This is a genomic window from Mediterraneibacter torques, from assembly GCF_044591705.1.
In the GTDB taxonomy this organism is placed as follows: domain Bacteria; phylum Bacillota; class Clostridia; order Lachnospirales; family Lachnospiraceae; genus Mediterraneibacter; species Mediterraneibacter torques.
The window spans coordinates 2,742,584-2,764,503 of the sequence record NZ_CP172594.1; the positions used below are offsets into that span (position 1 = coordinate 2,742,584).

General features: G+C 42.3%; 20 protein-coding genes. All 20 read right to left on the reverse strand.

The features are described 5' to 3' along the window. Positions 1-57: 57 nt before the first annotated feature. The 20 genes from coaBC to ACH9UM_RS12840 all read right to left on the reverse strand — a co-directional run bounded on the left by coaBC (position 58) and on the right by ACH9UM_RS12840 (position 21,915). On the reverse strand, positions 58-1,260 hold the full coding sequence (gene coaBC, locus ACH9UM_RS12745) for a bifunctional phosphopantothenoylcysteine decarboxylase/phosphopantothenate--cysteine ligase CoaBC (RefSeq protein WP_009242910.1): 1,203 nt from the start codon (positions 1,258-1,260) through the stop codon (positions 58-60). A 137-nt stretch (positions 1,261-1,397) separates the two neighbouring features. Further along, a complete protein-coding gene (locus tag ACH9UM_RS12750; protein ID WP_004848298.1) occupies positions 1,398-2,024 on the reverse strand; it encodes a formate/nitrite transporter family protein in 627 nt (208 codons plus the stop codon). 881 nt (positions 2,025-2,905) lie between these two features. Continuing rightward, positions 2,906-3,937, reverse strand: a complete 1,032-nt coding sequence (locus tag ACH9UM_RS12755; RefSeq protein WP_004848296.1) for a hypothetical protein — start codon at positions 3,935-3,937, stop codon at positions 2,906-2,908. Beyond that, on the reverse strand, positions 3,934-4,494 hold the full coding sequence (locus ACH9UM_RS12760) for an RNA polymerase sigma factor (RefSeq protein WP_009242912.1): 561 nt from the start codon (positions 4,492-4,494) through the stop codon (positions 3,934-3,936). The genes ACH9UM_RS12755 and ACH9UM_RS12760 overlap by 4 nt, the downstream gene beginning before the upstream one ends. Before the next feature lie 388 nt (positions 4,495-4,882). Next, on the reverse strand, positions 4,883-5,908 hold the full coding sequence (queA, locus tag ACH9UM_RS12765; protein WP_004848293.1) for a tRNA preQ1(34) S-adenosylmethionine ribosyltransferase-isomerase QueA: 1,026 nt from the start codon (positions 5,906-5,908) through the stop codon (positions 4,883-4,885). Positions 5,909-5,950: 42 nt separating this feature from the next. Beyond that, positions 5,951-8,395: a phenylalanine--tRNA ligase subunit beta gene (gene pheT, locus ACH9UM_RS12770; RefSeq protein WP_004848291.1), complete on the reverse strand. Its 2,445-nt coding sequence runs from the start codon at positions 8,393-8,395 to the stop codon at positions 5,951-5,953. 28 nt (positions 8,396-8,423) lie between these two features. Further along, on the reverse strand, positions 8,424-9,461 hold the full coding sequence (locus ACH9UM_RS12775; protein ID WP_004848289.1) for a phenylalanine--tRNA ligase subunit alpha: 1,038 nt from the start codon (positions 9,459-9,461) through the stop codon (positions 8,424-8,426). A 571-nt stretch (positions 9,462-10,032) separates the two neighbouring features. Beyond that, on the reverse strand, positions 10,033-10,500 hold the full coding sequence (locus ACH9UM_RS12780; protein ID WP_009242913.1) for a hypothetical protein: 468 nt from the start codon (positions 10,498-10,500) through the stop codon (positions 10,033-10,035). Positions 10,501-10,504: 4 nt separating this feature from the next. Beyond that, positions 10,505-10,960: a hypothetical protein gene (locus ACH9UM_RS12785; protein WP_004848285.1), complete on the reverse strand. Its 456-nt coding sequence runs from the start codon at positions 10,958-10,960 to the stop codon at positions 10,505-10,507. Positions 10,961-11,017: 57 nt separating this feature from the next. After that, a complete protein-coding gene (locus ACH9UM_RS12790) occupies positions 11,018-11,530 on the reverse strand; it encodes a hypothetical protein (protein WP_009321272.1) in 513 nt (170 codons plus the stop codon). Between the two features lie 82 nt (positions 11,531-11,612). Then, complete coding sequence (locus ACH9UM_RS12795) at positions 11,613-13,562, reverse strand: LXG domain-containing protein (protein ID WP_004848282.1); 1,950 nt, start codon at positions 13,560-13,562, stop codon at positions 11,613-11,615. Between the two features lie 172 nt (positions 13,563-13,734). Further along, complete coding sequence (locus tag ACH9UM_RS12800) at positions 13,735-14,187, reverse strand: hypothetical protein (protein WP_227077102.1); 453 nt, start codon at positions 14,185-14,187, stop codon at positions 13,735-13,737. Positions 14,188-14,253: 66 nt separating this feature from the next. Next, a complete protein-coding gene (locus ACH9UM_RS12805) occupies positions 14,254-14,571 on the reverse strand; it encodes a DUF5344 family protein (protein WP_004848279.1) in 318 nt (105 codons plus the stop codon). A 23-nt stretch (positions 14,572-14,594) separates the two neighbouring features. Further along, complete coding sequence (locus tag ACH9UM_RS12810; RefSeq protein WP_004848277.1) at positions 14,595-15,047, reverse strand: DUF5082 domain-containing protein; 453 nt, start codon at positions 15,045-15,047, stop codon at positions 14,595-14,597. Continuing rightward, positions 15,028-15,393, reverse strand: a complete 366-nt coding sequence (locus tag ACH9UM_RS12815; protein WP_004848275.1) for a DUF4176 domain-containing protein — start codon at positions 15,391-15,393, stop codon at positions 15,028-15,030. Before ACH9UM_RS12815 ends, ACH9UM_RS12810 begins: the two co-directional genes overlap by 20 nt. Before the next feature lie 203 nt (positions 15,394-15,596). Next, positions 15,597-15,890 carry a WXG100 family type VII secretion target gene (locus tag ACH9UM_RS12820; protein WP_004848272.1) on the reverse strand — a complete coding sequence of 98 codons (294 nt, stop codon included), beginning with the start codon at positions 15,888-15,890 and terminating at the stop codon, positions 15,597-15,599. Positions 15,891-15,948: 58 nt separating this feature from the next. Beyond that, positions 15,949-18,897 carry a type VII secretion protein EssC gene (gene essC / locus ACH9UM_RS12825; RefSeq protein WP_400092455.1) on the reverse strand — a complete coding sequence of 983 codons (2,949 nt, stop codon included), beginning with the start codon at positions 18,895-18,897 and terminating at the stop codon, positions 15,949-15,951. 9 nt (positions 18,898-18,906) lie between these two features. Further along, positions 18,907-20,472, reverse strand: coding sequence for an FHA domain-containing protein (locus tag ACH9UM_RS12830; protein ID WP_009242918.1), 1,566 nt, complete (start codon positions 20,470-20,472; stop codon positions 18,907-18,909). An 87-nt stretch (positions 20,473-20,559) separates the two neighbouring features. Continuing rightward, positions 20,560-20,808, reverse strand: a complete 249-nt coding sequence (locus ACH9UM_RS12835; RefSeq protein WP_004848269.1) for an EsaB/YukD family protein — start codon at positions 20,806-20,808, stop codon at positions 20,560-20,562. Positions 20,809-20,856: 48 nt separating this feature from the next. Further along, entirely contained in the window at positions 20,857-21,915 is a 1,059-nt protein-coding gene (locus ACH9UM_RS12840; RefSeq protein ID WP_004848267.1) for an AAA family ATPase, read from the reverse strand. Between the last annotated feature and the right edge of the window lie 5 nt (positions 21,916-21,920).

The following is a 21,920-nucleotide window of genomic DNA, read 5'->3' on the forward strand; positions in this document are numbered from 1 at the left end:
CTGCTTCTTATCGTTCCCTTTCGGGATACAATACATTTGCTTTTTGTCTGTTTCTTATCAGACTTTTCTGGCTTCTGCAATCATCGTCAAAAGTTCTGCGGCTGTCTCCTCTTTTGTCATTTTTCCGAGTGAAACTTCCTTCTCTTTCGTGATGACCGTTACGACATTTGTATTTCCGCCGAATCCTGCGCCTTCCACACGAAGACTGTTTGCGGCGATCATGTCAAGCCGCTTCTTTTCCAGTTTTCTTTTTGCATTTGCAATCAAGTCTTCCGTTTCCATTGCAAACCCGCATAAAAACTGCCCCTGCTTTTTGTGTGCTCCGAGATAAGCCAAAATATCGTCTGTGCGTTCCAGCTCAAGCGTCAGATCCGATCCGTCTTCTGTCTTTTTCATCTTGCTGCCTCTTATGTGTTTCGGTCTGTAATCCGCCACTGCTGCCGCTTTGATAATGATATCCTGTTCCTGCGCCCGTTCCTTAACTGCCTCGAACATCTCCTTTGCGGAACATACATTTACAACATTTACAAATGCAGGTTCTTCCTCGGCAGTTGGCCCTGATACGAGCGTCACCTCAGCGCCTCTCCTTGATGCGATTTTTGCAATAGCATAACCCATCTTTCCGGTAGAATGGTTTGTAATATACCGTACCGGATCGACCGCTTCCTGTGTCGGGCCTGCCGTTACAAGGATCTTCAAACCTGCCAGATCTTTTTCATATGCGATTTCCTGCAAAATGACATCGAGCAGAACGTCCGGCTCAACCATCTTTCCGGCTCCGGTATCTCCGCATGCAAGGTATCCCACTGCCGGATCTACAACACCGTATCCGTATACCTGCAAGATCTTTAAGTTGTCCTGCACGATAGGATTTTCATACATGTTCGTGTTCATCGCAGGCGCGATAAATTTCTTACATCTGCATGCCATAACCGTTGTTGTCAGCATATCGTCCGCTATGCCGTGGGCGACTTTCCCGATCACGTTGGCGCTTGCCGGTGCGATCATTACGATATCCGCTTTCTTTGCCAGAGACACATGCTCCACGCTATACTCAAAATTACGGTCAAACGTGTCTACAAGACACTTATTTCCCGTCAGCGTTTCAAACGTGATCGGATTGATAAAATTAACCGCATTTTTCGTCATAAGCACATGTACGTCCGCATGAAGCTTTTTCAGCGCACTGGCAAGATACGCGATCTTATACGCAGCGATACTTCCGGTAACTCCGAGCAAAACTGTTTTGTCTTTTAACATTTTCGTACCCCCTTTCCTTTTGCTCCGCTTCATTATATTGTATCGTATATAAAAAATCAACCTGAACAAATCGTATGTTCAGGTTGAAATCCGCCTTTTTTCAGGAAATGTATTCTCAAAGAAAATCACTGTCTGCATTACGCATTTTCCGAGTTTTTCTGAATCTGCACATGCTGCGTAAGCTTACACAGCAAAATACCTCCCGTACTGTTTCCGAGAATCATAATAAGAAGCGGAACAGCATATTTTGTCGGTGTACTTACAAGACCAAAATAAAACATATTTGCAATACAGTGCTCGAATCCTGCCAAAATAAAGACCGAAACGCAAAGAAAGACTGCGATCGTGCCTAAAATATTCGGCTGTTTTTTAAATGTTGCCACGGCAATATACATCAGCATTCCACAACAAACAGCCAGCAAAAACAAACTAATATATGTATCTGACAATTTCGTTTCTACGATCGGGCCCGCCTTCTCAACCAATCTTACTCCGACACGGGTTTGTTTCATAAGAAACGCCATAATATTAACACCGATTCCGTTTCCGACCAAAGTAATCAATGTCTCGGCACAATTTTCTTTACAGATATATCCGATCTTGCCGGTAAACAAATTCAATTCCAAATTGATAATCGTAAAAAGTCCTAATCCGAATAAAAATGACGCCACGATTGAATTGTCCATATTCAAAAAAACAGTACAGCCGATCCCGATCATCAACCCGGCAACAACAGATTTTTTTAAAGCTGATAAATATTCCATACCTCACCTCGTTCTTTTTCTTCTAAAATTGTAAGTATTCTTAATTAAATGTTGTATAAAACCCGACGATACCGCCCCGGCTCGCAGGCACAACGTGCCTATTATACCATAAATACCGCAAATGTATAGAACTCTTTTTCCGTTTTATTAATCTTCTGTTTAGAAATTTTCGTATTCTTTTATTCTTTCAACATACTTTAGACATATTTTCTCTTTATACTAAGTATCAGATAGTTGATAAACAACTATCCCCCTCATAAAAGTAATGATATCCCCTGAACAAGGATATCACGCTTTACTCTCATTCCTTTAGATAACTATAAAACAACGAAACCCGTTAGCCGGAAGGTTAGCGGGTTTTCGCTGTTTGCAGAAACTTTTACGATTTTTAATCGACTGTATTTCACGATAAATATGTTGTTATAAAAAGAAACTTTTGCTAAAATAAGACAAGGCACTACATGAGAATGGTAGGCGGTTAGTCCTTCAACAGAGAGACCGAACTCTCTGATTACATAGAAATCCTGTTTGCAGGAAATCTTGGAAAGGAGGGCTTAACTTATGAGTGATTTTGAAATGCTCTCCATCGTACTAATGATACTTAGTATTGTTGTAACGATTCTGATAGCGTACATAAATCAATCAAAAAAGTAACCGCCCCTCGACCAAGGAATACGGTTACTTTTTTGTAACTTTATCAAATTTGGACTAACCAACTATCAGTAGTGCCTTATTTATATCTATAATATACCATCCATTAAGCACATTGTAAACATGTATCTTTGTAAATGCGTAAACATTCCTTTAGATAACTATAAAACAACGAAACCCGTTAGCCGGAAGGTTAGCGGGTTTTCGCTGTTTATTATCTTACCTTTTTATTACCTTACCTTTTCCAATGGAAATGTAACACTCCACTTCCCTTTAATGTGCATATTACTTGTTGTGAACTTTCCATAAATAACATAATCCGAAACATTTTTATCTGACAAGTCAAAGATATATTCGCTGTACATATCTTTTTCTCCTTCATCTGTAAAGAAAGAAATACTTGCTTCACAATCAAGAACATCTCCATCACTGTTCTTCAAATAAACATATCCATGATTATCCGTTTCAAGCGCAGAATCATATCTGATTTGAATATGAAGTTTTTCTCCCACATATCCTATCGCCGTAAGAGCAACTCCCGAAACAGGCGAATTTATATCTCCTTGAGATACGAGAGCCTGAAAATCTTCCATATACTTTTCACTATTTGCACCACTCCCACCCAAAACACTATACGGAGTAAAAATCTTTACCGAACCGCTATTCTTATCCAAATTTAATGTCGATATTGAACCTTCATACGTTTCTTTATTACTCAATATTTCCCGCACAGAGAAAGTTATTTTCTCATCTGCAATATCATACTTATCCCATTGCGATATAGAAATCAAAAAAACGGCTGTTTCCGTCTCTGCATCATACTTTATATTTTCACATGAGCTACTGCAGTCAAATGAGGTATTGATACTAAAACTATCAAACAAATCTGTCGTTTCATCAATCCTGTCTTCCTCCAAATCTTGTACAGAAATAAGTATCTTCGCCTCTCCGCTCTCTACATAAGCAGAAATAACCTCTATTTTAATACCATTATCCTCACTTATCATACTAACAGGCTTTAACTTTTGGGCTGCTGACGGAGACAACGTATAGAGAAATTCATAAGCCGGAGAAAAATCCGCAGCTACCAATGTCGAAACAGATAATATAAATACAAGTATAAATGAAGCCGCGGCAGCAACGCTCTTTTGTAAAATAGAACTCTTCCCTGTCCTTTTCTTTTTTCTCTGAAAATCTGCAGCTTCTTCGATATATCGATCATTAATATTGCCAATCGCATCTGATATATCCTTTTTTCTCATACTTCAACGCCCTCCTTTTTTAAATATCGTTTTAATTTTCCTCTAATTCGTGAAAGCCGGACTGATACATTGTTATTACTTATTTGAAACCTTTCCGCAAGATCTGAAATACTATCAGAATACCAATAACGGCGAACAAACATTATTCTGCTTCTCTTATCTAACGTTTCAAGAAAGCCGTCAAGTAAATCCGACAATTCATTTGCTTCCATTTCCTGTTCGACAGTCATTACTGCCATAAGACAGTTCTCCAATTCCTGCAACGCCACATCATAATAGCTGTTCCGCTTAATACAAGTGTTCTCATGGTACTTCGCAATAGATATATTTCGGATAATCCGGAATATATAAGCCCTTAACGGATTTGGATTTTTAGGCGGTATTGTATTCCATACGGCAAGGTATGTATCATTTACACATTCCTCTGCATCACGATGATTTTTCAAAATGTTGCCTGCAATACGTTTACACGCCGTTCCGTATTTTTCCGACAATTCTATAAGAGCCTGTTCCTCTCGCTTATAGAGCAAATCAATAATTTTACTATCTTCTTCCAACGTATCATCCTCCTCTCAGCTATATACTAGGGATTTATCCGCAAATCTTACACCTGAAAACAACAATTTTAAAACCTTTTAAACATTTAATTTCCCCCTGCTTGCAGAAAGTCCTGAAAGGAAGTGCTTGCCAACACTTTAATCCATCGTGATTACTTCAATCCAAATCACACTATATAAAACTGCGGAAACTCAAGGAAAATGAATATTGCATTCAATATTTGCATATGCTATAATGCCAGCAGGCAAAAAGAAACGGCGTATCCATGTTGAGCGTCAACAAAAAACCCACGAGTGCACACCTCGTGGGTTTTTCTATTCCTACTTTTTAGGCATGGGGAGGATTAACCCCATAGGCCGGTTGCCGATTATTTTGTCGTGAATTACTTTACAAAATCAGCATGGCATCTCCAAAGCTAAAGAAACGATATCGTTCTTTCACCGCTTCTTCATAAGCCGCCATAACATGTTCTTTTCCTGCCAGCGCGGATACGAGCATAATAAGAGTTGACTCCGGCAAATGGAAGTTTGTGATCAGGCAGTCCAGCGTTTTAAAACGATAACCCGGATAAATAAAAATCTCCGTCCAGCCACTGCAAGCCTTTAAACGTCCGTTTTCATCTGCCGCAGATTCAATCGTGCGGCAGCTTGTCGTTCCGACACAGATCACGCGTCCGCCCCTGTCTTTGGCATGGTTGATCTTCTCCGCCGCTTCTTCATTTATCATATAAAATTCCGAGTGCATATGATGATTTTCCACATCGTCAACTTTGACAGGACGAAATGTTCCCAAACCTACATGTAATGTTACTCTTGCAATATCAACGCCTTTTTCTTCAATTTTTCTAAGTAGTTCCGGCGTAAAATGAAGTCCTGCCGTCGGAGCGGCTGCTGAACCTGAATGTTCTGCATAAACCGTATTATATCTGTTCTTATCCTGAAGCTGATGCGTAATATACGGCGGAAGAGGCATTTGACCGAGCTGATCTAATATTTCTTCAAAGATACCTTCGTATTCAAAATGGATCAGTCTGTTTCCTTCGTCCACGATATCGACAACTTCTCCTACGAGCAGCCCGTCTCCGAAACTAATCCGCGTTCCCGGTTTTGCCTTACGACCGGGTTTCACGAGCGTTTCCCACACATCATCCGCTCCTCTTTTCAGAAGAAGCACTTCGATCTTCGCTCCGGTTTCTTCTTTTGCTCCGATCAATCTGGCAGGGATTACCTTTGTATCATTTATCACGAGACAATCGCCTTCATTCAAATAATCGATAATCTCACTGAATACATGATGTCCGATCTTACCGGTTTCTTTGTCCACTGTCATAAGTCTGGAAGAGGAACGGTCTTCAAGCGGATCCTGCGCGATCAACTCCTCCGGAAGATCATAATAAAAATCACTTGTTTTCATATTCGGTTTATCTCCTGTTATTTCTAAGAAGCAAGCCTTGTTTTATTGTGTTCTAAGCTCTGCGCCCATTTTCTTTCCGAGTTTTTTCATAACCTGTTCGGCGACGCTTTCGATCTCCTGTGATGTCAGCGTTTTCTCATCAGATCCGATCGTCAGTCTGATCGTTACGGATTTTTTGCCCTGCGGAATCTGTTTTCCTCTGTATTCATCTACAAACGATGCGTCTTTTAAAAGGGCGCTTGCTTTCTTTTTACCCATAACGGCATCATAAATGTCATTCCATACTGCATCGGAATCAAAAAGCATGGAAATGTCATAGTCTGTCTCAGGATACTCTGCAAGATGCTCGAATTTATTCGTTCTTGATTTCAGCGGTTTCAGTTTTGAAGCATCCATTTCAAAAAGAATCACAGAAAGATTCTTAATGCCGCATTCCATAGAAACTTTTTTCGCTACAAGCCCCATATCGCCGATTTTCTCGTCATCAAGGTAAATATTCAGCCACACAACATTGTCAGCCCATACCGGCTTTTCTTCTTTTTTAAACTCATACGCTTCCATATGCGTATATCTCGGCATATACTCAAGAACTCCTTTTGCCTCTCTGAAAAGCATACCGATGTCCTTTACGCTGCTTGCAAATGCCGCTCCGATATGTCTGCGCTGTTCAGGAAGAGATTCCGTCTCATCATATGCATTTGTGTAGTTTTTATCAAAGAACACCTGAGCCTCTTCAAAGATAGAAAAATCATTAAAGTAACGCTCGTTTTTCGCAACCGCCTCGCAAAGGTTCGGCAGAAGAGAAGAACGAATGCAGCTCATATCCGGCGCCGGAGGCGTGGAAAGTTTCAAAACTCCGTCTGTGCTTTGCAGAACTGCGTTTACAAACACATCGTTCATCCACGGATAAGTATATACTTCCTGCATTCCACAGCGTATTGCAAGATATTCTTTAATATTTCTTACAAGACTCTTATCTTTCTGATTGATCGAGTCTGTAAATGTCGTCGTAAACTCTGTCGCCTCGAAATTATCGTATCCGTACATTCTGGCAACTTCTTCCATCACATCGTCTTTAATGGAAATATCTCCTGTCGAACGCCATGTCGGCGCCGTCACATGCATGTTGTCTCCGTCGATCTGAACATCGAATCCAAGCTGCTCTAATTTGCCCTGGATTTCTTCGTTTGTCAAATGTTTTCCAAGTCTCTTCTCAAGCCATGTCAGATTAACGTCAATCTCTGCTCTGTCGAGTTTTTTCACATAATTATCGCAGTATCCTGTCACCTGAAGTTCAGGATAAAGCTCTTTAAAATACTTCATTGAAAGAGCAAGCGCCTGATCGCATCTTTCAGGATCGATTGCTTTCTCATATCTGGAAGACGCTTCTGTACGCGTATCGTAACGAAGCGCCGTACGGCGGATGCCTGTCGCTTCAAAGTTTGCCACTTCAAGAATCACGCGTTCCGTCTTCGGCAGGATCGAATCTTTCGCTCCGCCCATAACTCCTGCAAGAGCAACCGCGCCTTCGGAATCTGTGATTACAAGATCATCTGCGTTTAATTCAAGTTCTTTATCATTTAAAAGAAGCAGTTTCTCACCTTCTCCTGCATGTCTTACAACAATGTGATCCGTAATATTGTCCGCGTCAAATGCATGTGTCGGATTTCCTGTTGCAAGCATTACATAGTTCGTGATATCAACAAGCGCATTGATCGGACGCATTCCTACTTTCCAGATTCTATTCTGCATTTTATACGGCGCAGGTTTTACAGCCACGCCTGACATTTCAACGCCGATATATCTTGTACATCTGTCAGGATCTTCTATCTCGACTTTAAAATCAGACTGAACGTCTGCCCGGAAAGGCTCGATCTTTGCAAGCGGCAAGTTATAAAGAGCCGCGATCTCGCGGGCGATTCCGTAATGTCCCCAAAGGTCCGGTCTGTTTGTCATTGATTTATTGTCGATCTCAAGAAGCACGTCATTCATATCCAAAGCATTTGCCAAAGAAGTTCCTGCCGGAACGTCAAACGCTGACAGATCAAGGATTTCTCCTTCTGTTTCTGACGGGAACAGCTCGCCTAATCCGATCTCATCTGAAGCGCAGATCATACCGAATGACTCAACTCCGCGAAGTTTAGAATTTTTGATCACTACAGGCTCACCCTCGCCGTGCCAGCGGACAACCGCTCCCGGACAAGATACTGCAACGCGCATTCCTTCTTCCAGATTAATGCCTCCGCATACGATGTCTTTGATCTCATCACTGCCGATATTTACTTTACATACTCGCAGTCTGTCCGCATTCGGATGCGGCTCGATCTTTTCGATCACTCCGACGATCATATTTTCAAAACGTTCTGCAAGATATTCCACATCTTCCACTTCGACTGTAGACATTGTCAGATCGTACGCCAGTTTTTTCAGATCTGCATCTTCCGGAATATTTACATAATCTCTAATCCATGATAATGATAATTTCATAGTCTCTCTCCTCGTATCTAAATTGCCTCTATCTAAACTGTTTCAGGAATCTTAAATCTGCGCTGTGGAACAATCTTACGTCATCCACGCCGTAGCGCATCATAACAAGTCTGTCCAAACCGATATTTACATAAAATCCTGTATACTCATCCGGATCAAGCCCTGCTGCCCGAAGAACGTTCGGATGCGGAGAACCGCCCGGCATAACTTCGATCCAGCCGACATGTTTACATACGCTGCATCCTTTTCCGCCGCAAACCTGACACTGCATGTCGATCTCAAATCCCGGCTCTACAAACGGGAAGAAACCGGAACGCATTCTGACCGGAACGTCCGTTCCAAACACTTTGCTCAAAATACTCTTAATCATTACTTTACCTGATGTAAACGTAATATCTTTGTCCACGATCAGCGCCTCATACTGGAAAAACGCTCTCTCATGATGCGCGTCCGTTGTCTCATTTCTGTACACGCGACCCGGATATACGAAACGATACGGCGGTTTGTGTGTCTGCATATAGCGAACACTTCCGCCTGTCAGATGCGGACGAAGGCAAAGCTTCTCATTCGTGCTTCCGCTGTCATGTCCTTCCAGCCAGTATGTGTCCATACTCTCACGCGCCGGATGATTCGGCGGAAAATTCAATTTATCAAACGCATACATTTCACTTGTGATCTCGTCTTCCTCGAACACCTCGAATCCCATCGAACGGAACGTATCGTTCAAGTCATAACACATCTGCGTGATCGGGTGAAGTCCGCCGCCTGTCGGCAGGATACCCGGAACAGAACAGTCAAAATCAGGAGACACTTCCGAAGCTTTCAGCTTCAGCTCCATCCTCTTCTCATCGATCAGGTCCTTCACTTCATTTTTCGCCTGATTCAAAAGTTTTCCCATCTCAGGACGAAGCGCCACATCCACTGTAGGGATCTCTTTCATCAAAAGACTTAATGAACCCTGCTTTCCGATATACGCGCTTTTTACATTTTGCAGTTCACCCTCGCTCACTGCATCAGAAATCTTACCTTTTGCTTCTGATAAAATACTGTTGATTTTATCTTTCATTTTATTTCTCCTTCCCAAATTGTTTTTTCATTTGAACTTCCTCGATGCGGCGTGCGCATCCTCCCTAAGGGATCTATGCCATAGGAAATCGAATTTTTCTATAGCATAATCACCGGAAGTGCCAAACGGCACATTCCGGGATTGTAAGCGGTCGCCAAGGTCTCGGGCAAGCCCGGACTTTGGCCCGTCGCCTATACAAAAAAACACCGTCGCTTGTCTGTTCAACAAGGGACGATGTTAATCGCGGTACCACCCTATTTCAGAGCATCCTATCTGCTCTGCGCTCTCATTGTGTAAAATATTGCTACACGAACATCCGACTTAACGCACAAACTGCTTTTCGCCGGAAGACTCCCATACTGAAACTTCAAGAAGGGTCGCGCGGAATGCTCTCAGCCGATGACACTCCGTCTCTGGGTCGCTCTGCCTACTCTACTCACATATGTTCATAGTCTAATTTCTGAAATTATGATTTTGTTTCTGTTATATTTTTTAATCTCCCGCTTTGTAACAACAAACATTGTTCCAATCGGCTGATTCTAAATTATTTTGGCACAGATTACGTTTTTTGTCAATGACGGAAATTTACCTCCTCTGTCACGTTCCGCATAAGCATTTCCAAAAAGCGTTCTTTCTTAGTTTCTCCTGTAAGCTCTTTGAAGTAAACGCCTTTTCTTGTTTTTAAATAAGCTCTTACATTTTTACTTTCGTAAAAATCTGTCTTGTGAGTCAGCGTCATCTCATCAAGCGCTTGCGGACAACTGATGAAAAGAGACTGCATCGCCTGTTTCGCTTTCGCATTCTGCTCCAATCCGGTCACGGCATCACCATTTGCACAATAAATATGGATGTTCAATCCAAACACGAGCACAAGAGTCTTCGTTTTATTACCGATGATCGCGCTCTCCACCGGTATATCAAATACTGCTAGATAAACCTGCTTATCATTTTCAAGCTGAAGATTCATCTGTTCAAATGTATAATCCAAAGCATTTTGCCTTAATTCCAAATATCGTTCTGACACTTCTTTTATAGCCATAAATTTACTCTCCTCCTGCCAGTTCTGCATAGATATCTTTTATCCTGCGGTACGTTCCATCCTGCTTTTTGTACAGCTTATCATTCTCCGATTTATACAGAGGGAACTTATTTTCCTCAAGAACCTGCTTCAAAATAACCGCCGCATTTTCAAGACACTTTTCTGTCATACAGTTGTCAAACTTTTTTATTCTGTACAACGTATTCCAATCTTTCGCTTCATCTTTCAGATCAAACGTAAATGCCCCGCGGTCTGCATCCAGTGTAACATAAATTTTTGTCGGCTCATAGAAAAATCTGATCTGAAACTGCCCCATAGGGCCGATCGCACTGCTTTCACCGATCACCCGTATCTGTTCGCCGAATATTTTACAAATAATCTTCTTATATTTACACATCATTTCCTTTTGCTCTGTCTCCATACGTTTCCGCTCCATATATTCATATTGTGAACTACCCATTGTCTGAAGCCTGTGGGCTTCCTGTTTCAATCCGATACATGATGTCTGTCGGCAAAATCACAAAAACTTTAAAATCCGCTCTGTTCTTGGGTAACACAACACAGTCACCTGCTCTTCTCCTTCTAACTCATAATACTCATCCGAAGAAATTTCCATCTGATATTCCGTCCACTCGTCATCTCTTCCGCATAAATAGTAATGCCGTGAAATAAGACCATATATTCCCGACGATTCACGCATAGTAACTGACGTCAGACGCACAACCTCCGGTCCTGATATAAGATCCAATACAAGCTTTCCTGATATCCATCCGCCAATACCTAATATCAATACCAGCAGCAATACTCCGAAAACAACCGCCGTTTTATTTGTCTTCCTTTTATGAATGATCGTCCACACACAGCTTCCTCCGATACCGAAAAATAAAACCGCATTTGAACCTTCATTTACCATTCCCAATACACCTGTTTCCGGGATTACAATTTTAACAATCAAAAAAACCAGCACTAAAATCCAAAAAATTGTTGTAAATAAATCTCGTTTCTTTTCTTTTTCATCTCTCGTTTTCATACTCACCGTTTTACAGCCTCCTTATTTTTCAAGCTGCAATCCGCCTTTACTCTGGTCTTGATAAGTCAAATTGCGCTCAGCCTTACTGTACAGCATGCCACAAATCACCCTCTTTTACAAATTTATATCCATGTTGCCGCAAATACTCGATCTCTTTCGCAAAAAAACTTCCGTCTCCGCTGAATTTCGCCGGATCATGAGATAAGTATATATCTCTTCCCGACGCGATTTCAATATCAAGAAATTTCTCATTTACTTTCCACATTTCATCTCTCGAATACGTTTTTGCCAGCTCATCCCACTCATCCAAATTATAATACTGTGCGTCATATTCTTGCGCTATTTTATCATATGAAGTCGATTTTCCGTCCTCAAACTTACCAAGCACGACGGCATCCGATTTACCCTTTCCTTTTATTGCGCCAAATGCGAGATCTTCTGCTTCCTGATTTGTAAATGTCGCAGTCTTTGCGCTGTCTGCATCTGTCTTTGGATGCAAAAAGCTTTCCTGTTTTTTCGCATACTCTGAACGGATTTTTATCACTTCATTGTGATCAACTTTCTTCACCGCTATATGCTCGGACACTTTCTGATTTGCAAAATCCCACGCATCCATATCTGCATCAGATAGTCCCGGAGGGTTATGTTTTCCGCTTTCCATGTTCTGCATCGATTGATTATACCGTTTCGCCTCTGAAAATGTCATATCATCTGTAAACGGAACATGTTTACTTCCCACCTTATCAAGTCCTTTATCCAATCCAAACTCAAGTCCTGTTTTAAGAAGTTCCGTCTGAAAGTCGCCCAAATCCAGCTCTTCACGCGCCCAGTTTGTCATAGTTTCGGCAGTAAAATCAACCGCCATGTCTTTTACAGCCTCTTTTGCTACTCGTTTCGCGCTTTCGCGCGCGATTGCCTTTACTCCAAGACCGGCCCCCGCCTTAGTTCCTTGACCAATAGGAACTAAAAGACCCGCAACCATCATATTTATATTTCCCCATGCGTCATATGCCTCTTGATTCCCCTGAAATACTGTATCTCTGATAAAATTAAAAGACTTACTTGTCAGATCTTTAGCTCTTCCATAATGAACGTCCTGAATGCCCTCTATCGCTTTACTCGCCCCATAGAGAGCGGTCGATCCTCCTGTAACCCATACGCCTATCACAACCGGAGTTGCCATCCCTCCAGTTCCGACGATTGCCAAGATTCCGGTAATTGCCGCAGCGCCTCCTGTCAGCAATTTTATTGCGCCTTCCTCTTCTCTTGCCTTACACGCATCTTCATATTGCTGTGCGAATACTTCCTGCATCTTTACTTCTGCAAGCTCGATCTCTTCCGCATTTTCTTTCAAATACTCATTCGCTGTCAGTACATGCTGACAAAGCTCCGGCATATGTGAATTTCCGAAACAGTCTCCCGACTGATACGATGTCACATTCGTTCCGTTTGTATAATATTCTGTAAGCGTTGCAAATAATGACTGAAGCAGATCTGCCAATTCCCCGTTTGCTTCTGACTTATGCTGCGCTTCATAATCTATAATATTTTGATTGAAGTCTGTTACATTCTGCTTTACTTCTTCCATAGAATCTTTTAAATAATACGAATTAGGCGCCTGCAAAGCAATAAGATCCGATACATTTAACAAACTTGTTTGTACTATTAGAGAAGAATCAGATACGTCTTCGATCTCTGTTTTCATCCGGTCTTTTACAGAAAGTAACGTCTTCTGGGGAATGACTGCATATAAGTCCCCTTCCATATCATAATATCCTTCACGGTAAAAAAGATATTTTGTCCTATATAACTGTATTGCCTGCTGTATAGAAGTAAGCAGCGTCATATGCACTTCTTTCAGATACGTTTTAACAGACTCCGCGCTTTTTCCTTGATAACATTCCATATTTCCAAGATTTTCACACGCCTTAACCCACGGTTCTAACTGACTGACCCATTCTGCCATGCGCCCGTTTGTCTGATCATAAAATTGATCCATAGAACTATACATTATTTTATATTGTCCACTCATAATTTTTCCTCTGATATTTCATCAAAATCTCTGTACAATGTCTGCATATCGAAAAACTATCCCGAAAAATTCCGTAACAGTTCATTTTAACTATTACAAAAATTCCAAAATCCGCTCTGTTCTCGAATAACATCGTACAATGATTTCATGTATATTTTCCAACTCATAAAACTCATCTGCCGATACTTCCAGCCGATACTTCCAGCCGATACTGCTTTCCGTCTTCCCCTCTGCCGCATAAATAATAGTGATGAGAAATTAACCCTGATAATCCGTTGAGTTCCTCTGTTGTAACCGATGTCAGACGGATCGTTTTTGGTCCTTCTATAAGATCTGCTGCGACCTTCCCAGAGATCCAGCCACCGGGAACACATGCTAAAACTGCTAAGCATAAACCGAGAACAAGCGCAGATTTATCTTCTTTTCTTTTCTTGATAGCTGCATAAGCACAGACTGCTCCTACTCCGAAAAATAAAACTGCCATTGACCCTTCGTTCACCATCCCACCTATGCCTGTTTCCGGCAGCATAATTTGCATAACAATAAAAAGCAAAACTGCAATACACAAAATTCCTCCGGCAATTTCCCGAATTTTCTTTTTTCTATCATCTCGTTTATTTTCCACGTTCACTCTTTTTGCTTTCCTTTTTTATTTTTATTTTCTCATGTATTTCTGCTGTTCTCAATCACTTTATTTCAACATTTGAAGACCTTTCCATACACCCTCTAATTTTAAATCTATTTCTTTCAGTTGTTCTCCCGTAGTTTCAATCGCATCAATATCTTTTTTTATAAGTGATTTATAAAGACTTATGATTCTTTGCAGCTGAACGAACTGCTCTGCAAACTCATCAAGAGCTTCTGATCGCTCAGCTCCCCGCGCTCTTTCTTCTACATTCCCGTTAATTCCGTCGGCGCTTGTTCTCATCTGGTCGACAGCATACTTAAATTTCCCATAGTCGAGATTGATCAGACCTGCTACCGATCCCAACGATTGCAACGTTGCCATAGTGATACCTCCTCGTATAATACTTAATTGCAAAGTGTACGGATCTCATTGACAAGAGAATTGATCAAAGATCCTATATGAAGCACATCCCAACTCAACTGCATGTTTTCATTTTCCAGCCTTGTTATTTCATTGCAAAGCGCGTCTACAACATCGTCAATACGCTCAATATAAGTATTGTACTGTCCGACAACGTTTCCTTCTATACTATATACTGTCGCCGTCTGTTCCTTCCCGATCCATTCTCCGATTTCATCACCGTTTGCATATTTTTCCAGTTTTTTCCGCTTTGCTTTTGCCGAATTTTTCTGCGACTGGATACTGTCTCTCGCCGTTTTTAATCTTTCGATCTTTTTTTCATTCGCGGCGCGCTTTGATTCTTTTTCTGCTTTCTCCCGTTCACGCGCGCTTTTTTCGCTGCGCGCCTCACACACTCTTGCCCTTTTTCTTCTTTCCTCAGCCGAGTTTTCCGCCATCTTGAGCACCCCGCTCTCTTACAAGTTTTTCTACGTCTGTGCGTTCATATGGTGATTCCATATACCACTGATTGATATTGTCTACCATCATCTTATCATCGTCATCGTGAAATCCGCTGAAAACAACTTTTACGATATCTCTGTGATTAAAATATAAGATCTGATCTCCGACCAGTCCTTGCGGGTACAGACATCCGCCGTAATCAAAATAACCTTCTTTCCCTGTCGCAACCGACAAAAGCCCTCTGGCAATCACAACAACTTTCTGCACGCCTCCCTTTAAGATCACAACACTTCCAAGCGGAAGATAATCTACCGTCTCTTTTTTTACGTTTTCTCCCATCATGCTTTTCCTTTCTGTTTCAATTCATTTAAGGTAACCGCTCAGTCCGCGCCATTCGTAAAGCCGCGCTGCGTACTTATCATGGCTAACGCTGCTGTACGGCTGAACTGTTACTATTTAAGCTTTTTAAGTTCCGCATTTCCCACAAAAGGGGAAATGCGGAACGCGGTTTTATCCGCCGCTGCCTTTAAACCTGCTTTTTCGTACTATCCTCTGAATCCGCTTGCAATACTTTCGTCTACATTTTCCATATTTTGAGCTGTCGTATTCAACGCTTTTGAAATCTCCGCAAGCAATTCTTCTGCCTGCGTAAACGCCGGCCGCAGACTTTCATAACGTTCTCTGTAAGCCTCGCTTGCCGATCCTTCCCATTCTCCTAAAAGAGACTGAAGTAACGAATCTAATCTTCCGATCATCTCGCTGACATTCCCTGATTCTGTTTGGTACGAATTTGCCCTTTCTCTCATCTGATCCGGTGAAATTCTGATTTGACTAGCCATAATTGCTACCTCCTATAAAATTTTTTATTTATATATACCGGTCTTCCGGATATATATCCTACTCTCCCGCAATGAACGGGGCCTTCAATTTAATACACTCATTTTCTTTTATGTAATATCCGTCGCCTGTCTCGATCGGTTTTTTGAACTTTCTTGTCACGGCGAGCGGCATATCGTAAATCTTCAATTCTGAAATATCTCCGAAATACATCAGATGTCTTCCGTCCCGGATGCCTTTGATCACCTCCGGCGCGCTGTATGGGATCGGCGCATTTTCGATTGCCGATATAATCACGCCTACATTCATGTTCCGGTAGCGTCCGATAATATTTTTATACGATGCAAGCGCCTCTTTACTATTGCTGATCTGCTCGATCGCATCAGGATTATCGATAATAAGAAGCATGTAATCTGCTTCTGCCGGATCGCTTTCGATCCCTTTTGCAAGAAGTTCATATCTGCTTTGCAGTTCTTCTTCGATCTCTTTCAGATAAGAAACGATATCTTCCGCGATCATGCTGTAACGAACGACATTTCTTTTTTCTTTCATGGAAGCAAGCTTCTTCCCGATTCCGTCCGAAATATAAACTTTTGATCTGCCCGGATACATCAATTCCAGCATATCCGCCACATATTTTATCCAGTTATAGCGTCCGCTGCCCTCTCTTCCGACAACCGCCAATACACCAATCGAAGACATACGAAGCATATACGGCATCACATCTTCGTAATTTAATCCTGCCGCCAGGTCGAAATGTCCGCGCATCATATTTCCAAACTGCTGTGCCATATAATTCATGCTCAAAACAGGCGGGATCAACGGGATCTTCCGAGCCACCTCAGTACATTCTCCGTTTCGTTTTTCGATATATCCGCGGATTGCTTCCGCTCTTTCAAATTCTTTTTCTCCTGCAAACGGCAGATACGCCTGACATTCAAGTATCTGTTTATCCACTTCTGCGAAACATCTTCCCGGAAGATGCTCAAGTCTCCTGTTACAATGTTCAAAAATCGCAGAGTATTCGTTTCCGTCATTGCAGAATAACGCGATCCTGTTAGAAAAAGACGACAAATATTTGTATCCGATCCCTGCCGTCTGTGCATTCGCGATCACAATAGAAATTCCGACTGTAATTCCTTCCCGACACAGATTCAGCAGTTCGTCATCATCTTGAAAATACAATTCTTTCAGCGCAGTAAGATTATCTATAATAAGAACAATCTGCTTCATATCGGTGCGCCCCGCCTCTTTGTACACAACAAATGAGCTTACTCCGACAGATAATAGTTTCTCTTTTCGAGTTTCCATCTCTTCCCAAAGCATTTTAAACAGATTTTTCAGTTTCTCATCTTCGGAGGAACTGACAACGCCGCCTACATGATTGAGCGTCTCAAAGTTTTTCAATACCATAGACGCAAAGTCTATAATGTAGATCGCCACCTCATCCGGCGTATACTGTTCCGAAAGACTTCGGATCACATTTTGCAGAATCGTCGTCTTTCCGGTCTGCGCCGAACCGATAATAATCATATTTGCCGCGCTTAAATTCACTGCATACTGATCCTGATTCTGGTGATCGGGATCGTCATAAACGCCGATCCACGCATAAAATCCGACTTCTTTTTTCTGCTCTTGTACTGCCTCTTTTGATACCGGCGGGAATTCGATACACTCTCTAAGCGGAGGCAGACAGATATCGGGAAGCTGCGGTATTTGAATCGAACGGAAATATTCGGACACATAAGAAACGATCGCCTCAAGCTGATTGTTCATCCCTTCCTGTCCTTTGTTCTTTTTCTTTACATAAACCGGAACTTTTTTCCCGCCGTCCGGAACTTCATATATCGTAAATGCTTTTCCTGTTCCTTCGTCTTCTCTTTCCGGCACTCCGCTGTATGCCGGCTGGAACAATTCAAATATCTCATTGTTTCCTACTTGCAGATAAGCTCGTCCGGGTTCTTTGATTTCTGCGGCAAGAGGAGATTTCAGCACTTCGTTACTGTCTTCTTTGCTCTGCACTTTCAGACAGAGTTTAAAACGGGAGTTACTCCATATCTGTTCATTGACCTGACCTGCAGGTTTTTGAGTCGCCAGAATCAGATGTACTCCAAGACTTCTTCCGATACGCGCTGCCGAGATCAGCTCTTTCATAAATTCCGGCTGTTCCGCTTTCAGCTCTGCAAATTCATCTACAATGATGATCAGATGCGGAAGCGGTTCGCTTACTTCGCCCGCTTTATATTTTCGGATATATTTATCGATATGGTTGACGTCCGCCTGTGCGAAATATTTCTGTCTCTTCTGCAATTCTGCTTTGATCGACTTAAGCGACCGATTGATGGCATTCCCATCAATATTTGTGATCGCGCCAAGCAGATGGGGCAGCTGCGCGAACTGATTCACCATACCTCCGCCCTTGAAGTCAATGATGACAAACGCCGCTTCGTAAGGATGATAGAGCGTTGCCATCGAAAGGATATACGTCTGCAATATCTCTGATTTTCCAGATCCTGTCGTTCCCGCAACAAGACCGTGCGGACCATGAGCTTTGTCATGAAGGTCAAGCATAACGATCCCTGTCTTTGAGACTCCGACCGGAGCTGCCATTGACTTCGTAACTTTAGACGCAGACCATCTTGCTTTGAGATCAAGATCTTCCACAGACAAAATATTCAGCATCTTAAACATTGATATATTTTTTATCAGTTCACCTTCCAATGAAACTTCATCCGTACAAACCGGAGCTAACGTCCTGACAATGCGTACTGCCAAAGTGTCGCTGATCTGAGAAGATACAAACGGTACTGTCTTTGATTTCTCCGCTGCGTTGATCAAAACGCCTCTGTAACCGCCGGACAACTGTACGACATAGTCGCATCCTACCGGAATGTCCGCGCGTGTCTGTCCGAAAAACAAAAAAGTGACTCCCAGATCTTTTCCTTTTTCTGTAAACTGTGAGATCGGATGCTTCTTATATCCGTATTCGTCATAGAAAAAGATGAGCAGATGCGGATACTATCTCTTCTCCTGTGCTCTCATTGTCAGCTCTTTGTACAAATACTCAAAAATAAGCGTCTTGCTCTCATCGTCTGTTACAATTCCTCTCGTATCTGTCTGTACGCAGTACGCTCCCGGAAGAAAACGGAACAAGTGCATCCGTCCGGCATGTTCTTTTTCCGCCACGAAAAACAATTTTACATCTGCCGCAAAATGACGAAGCGCCACATCTGTAACGATCAGTTTCAAAAGTTCAAACCGATCTGCCTCTTCTCCTGTAATGCCGACTGCATTTACATTTTTCAGATCACATATGACCGGCGCATTTTGAAGTTCTTTATAAAAACTCGCCGTCTGCTCAGGAAGAAGACTTAAATCGTCTTCAATTTCCAGCTTCTCCTGTTTCTTGTAATTTACCTGACGGGCAGACTCGATCGGACCGCTTCCGAGACGGACACAAAGAAAATCTTCATCCTGCGGCGTCCGGTCAAACAGATCCGGAGAAAATGTTTCCACCTGCTGAATCTCCTGCTCTGCCGGAATATAGATTTCATTACGTTCTGTCCATTCTCTATTTCTGCACTCTTCGATTTCCTGACGTTTTGACGCAATATATTTCTGATATACTTCGATCCGGTTCGCCGTCTTTTCCCGAAACTCTTTCTTTCCCTCCATCACACCGACTACCGCTGTTATGATCGCGATCGTACATGATATAAGAGAAAAAATAATCATCGTTCCTCCCATGAACGCCATCGCGCCTGCCGCGATCAGCATTCCGAAGGACGGAAATAATTTCATAAATAAATTACTTTTCGGTTTCTGCGGCTTTGAAGGCGGATCTAAAATCTCGATCTTGTCCTCACATATCACCGTTTTCAGCCGTGTATTTCTCGAAAATCTCGGATACCCGTTTCTTTCCGGATAATCCCCGAAACCAAGTCCGTTCACTGTCAGATCGCTTCTGATCTCCGCCCACAGTGCGTTCCCTTTTAAGAAAAAGTAATAATCTGCAACGGAAAAGAAATCCCCGTCTTTGATCCATTCTTTTTGTTCTGTCTTCTTCCCGTTGTGATATACTCCGTACTCACTGTTCATAACTTCAAGCGTCCAGCCGCCTTGTCCCCGCGTCAGCCGGACAAATTCTCTCTTTGCATAAACGCCTGATAGTGCAATTTCATATGCTGAGTTGTTTCCGATTGAAATCGTCTGATACCTGTCCAAATTGATCATCCGCTCACAGCGATGCGATCCGCTGTCAAAATCGATCTGAAAATCAATTCTAAATACAAGTCCTTCTGATTCCTGATACCTGACTTCCAAAGTATCTCCGTGGATCACTTTCCGCGTCATATATTTTCGGATATCGCCTTCCGTAAAATAAATGTTGTCCGAACATGTCGCTCTCCATCCACCGCTTTCTTTCACAAATTCAATCTGTATCGATTCAAAAAACAGATCTCTTCTCAAACGCACCGTACAGTCGATTCCCGTTCCTACCGTAACCCGTTCCATATCAGCCGGAAGTTCTGCTTCTTTATAAATCTGATTTCCCGAAAGTATAATCTTATATCTGTTCTCCATATCTTTCCTCTGCCGTTTCCCGCTCCTTATCTGCCGCTGCCTTTGCCGCCGGCAGACTTATCTGATAAGATTCTTCTCTTTTGCGCCTTACTCTGCCATGCTTATGATCGTTCCGTTTCTTACTCCGAATTCTTTTAACGTTCTGTTGCCTTTGAGCAGCATGATCGGATTCTGCGCCTTTAGATAACAATTATTTATATCTGACAGATCGACGCCCAGACCATACGCCTCGTTAAGCGCCGCCGCCAGTTCTTTTGCCGTCAGATCCAGCGGAACTTCTAAATCTACCGTCCGATGTTCCTTATGAATATGAAAAATAATAATCGCCGTTTCCATCTTCTCTCACCACCTGCACTCATATCGTCTTTGTATTGATTTTTCTTTTTACATGATCAAAAATGCCGCTTTCTGCAATCCCGGCGTCTGGACAGGCAGTCCCGATCCTTTCATTTCATACGCCGGAAGATGTTCGATATATTCGCTCACCGTAAATCGATGCGCCGCTGTCGGAAGCAGCAATGCATTTTCTTCCTCTTTCTTAAAATCATTACAAAGAAATATATATTTATCACTATTGTTCCGATTTACATTTTGGATCAGCTCATTCGTTGCCTTCACCGCATATTCCGTCTGTTTTGTCACGATCAATATTTTATCCGCAAGCTGCATAAGAGCCGCTTTTTCCTCGTCAAACACACTGTCTGCATCGATAACGATGTAATCGTATTCCTGCTCTTTGCGGGCTGCTTCTGCTAATAGTGCAAACACGCGGTATGGGATACCCAACGACATAAGCGCCGCTTTAAACGGCGGAAGATAACTGAAACCTTCCTTTCGTATGACATGCCGTACGATCCGATAAACATTGCCAAGATTCCCCGACAGACCCGCATAAACCGAAGCATCTCTGATCGGCTCGCCGTTTTCCAGCATCCACTGAAACGACTGAAGCCGATCCGCATTCACATACAGTGTTTTCTTATAATTACGTTCCAGACAACGACACAAGCCGAATGCAACACTCGTTTTCCCGACTCCGCCTGACGCCGAGGTGATCAATATGATCTTTGTTTCTTTTCCGGCATCCTGTTCGGCATAAAGCGTATCCTTGCATCTGCCTGTAATTTCATTAAAAATCTCCCGCACACTTGTATATTTAAACAAGCGGCAAATGTCGAGTTCGTCCGTCTGTCCGGGTTCGTAATGTTCCGACAATATCATCAAATGCCGGATATCATGTTTTTTCAGCCCGCTGTTATAAAGCGTATCCGACACAAGCAGAATGTCCGCATGCTGCGAAAGTGAAAATAACTGATTAAAATAATCTTTATCCGTAATGATCTCCAAGTCGATCTTATCCGCGAACAGCTCTGCAAATTTCTTTTGTAGCGGAATTACATAGCTTTCATCTGTATCCGCCACAATCACTCTCGGTCTTGCCATATTTC

What these genes read in the sequence shown, in the direction of transcription:
- coaBC (WP_009242910.1), bottom strand. Translation starts at nt 1,260, where the DNA reads ATGTTAAAAGACAAAACAGTTTTGCTCGGAGTTACCGGAAGTATCGCT.
- ACH9UM_RS12750 (WP_004848298.1), bottom strand. Translation starts at nt 2,024, where the DNA reads ATGGAATATTTATCAGCTTTAAAAAAATCTGTTGTTGCCGGGTTGATG.
- ACH9UM_RS12755 (WP_004848296.1), bottom strand. Translation starts at nt 3,937, where the DNA reads ATGAGAAAAAAGGATATATCAGATGCGATTGGCAATATTAATGATCGA.
- queA (WP_004848293.1), bottom strand. Translation starts at nt 5,908, where the DNA reads ATGAAAACAAGTGATTTTTATTATGATCTTCCGGAGGAGTTGATCGCG.
- pheT (WP_004848291.1), bottom strand. Translation starts at nt 8,395, where the DNA reads ATGAAATTATCATTATCATGGATTAGAGATTATGTAAATATTCCGGAA.
- ACH9UM_RS12775 (WP_004848289.1), bottom strand. Translation starts at nt 9,461, where the DNA reads ATGAAAGATAAAATCAACAGTATTTTATCAGAAGCAAAAGGTAAGATT.
- ACH9UM_RS12780 (WP_009242913.1), bottom strand. Translation starts at nt 10,500, where the DNA reads ATGGCTATAAAAGAAGTGTCAGAACGATATTTGGAATTAAGGCAAAAT.
- ACH9UM_RS12785 (WP_004848285.1), bottom strand. Translation starts at nt 10,960, where the DNA reads ATGGGTAGTTCACAATATGAATATATGGAGCGGAAACGTATGGAGACA.
- ACH9UM_RS12790 (WP_009321272.1), bottom strand. Translation starts at nt 11,530, where the DNA reads ATGAAAACGAGAGATGAAAAAGAAAAGAAACGAGATTTATTTACAACA.
- ACH9UM_RS12795 (WP_004848282.1), bottom strand. Translation starts at nt 13,562, where the DNA reads ATGAGTGGACAATATAAAATAATGTATAGTTCTATGGATCAATTTTAT.
- ACH9UM_RS12805 (WP_004848279.1), bottom strand. Translation starts at nt 14,571, where the DNA reads ATGGCAACGTTGCAATCGTTGGGATCGGTAGCAGGTCTGATCAATCTC.
- ACH9UM_RS12810 (WP_004848277.1), bottom strand. Translation starts at nt 15,047, where the DNA reads ATGGCGGAAAACTCGGCTGAGGAAAGAAGAAAAAGGGCAAGAGTGTGT.
- ACH9UM_RS12815 (WP_004848275.1), bottom strand. Translation starts at nt 15,393, where the DNA reads ATGATGGGAGAAAACGTAAAAAAAGAGACGGTAGATTATCTTCCGCTT.
- ACH9UM_RS12820 (WP_004848272.1), bottom strand. Translation starts at nt 15,890, where the DNA reads ATGGCTAGTCAAATCAGAATTTCACCGGATCAGATGAGAGAAAGGGCA.
- ACH9UM_RS12830 (WP_009242918.1), bottom strand. Translation starts at nt 20,472, where the DNA reads ATGGAGAACAGATATAAGATTATACTTTCGGGAAATCAGATTTATAAA.
- ACH9UM_RS12835 (WP_004848269.1), bottom strand. Translation starts at nt 20,808, where the DNA reads ATGGAAACGGCGATTATTATTTTTCATATTCATAAGGAACATCGGACG.
- ACH9UM_RS12840 (WP_004848267.1), bottom strand. Translation starts at nt 21,915, where the DNA reads ATGGCAAGACCGAGAGTGATTGTGGCGGATACAGATGAAAGCTATGTA.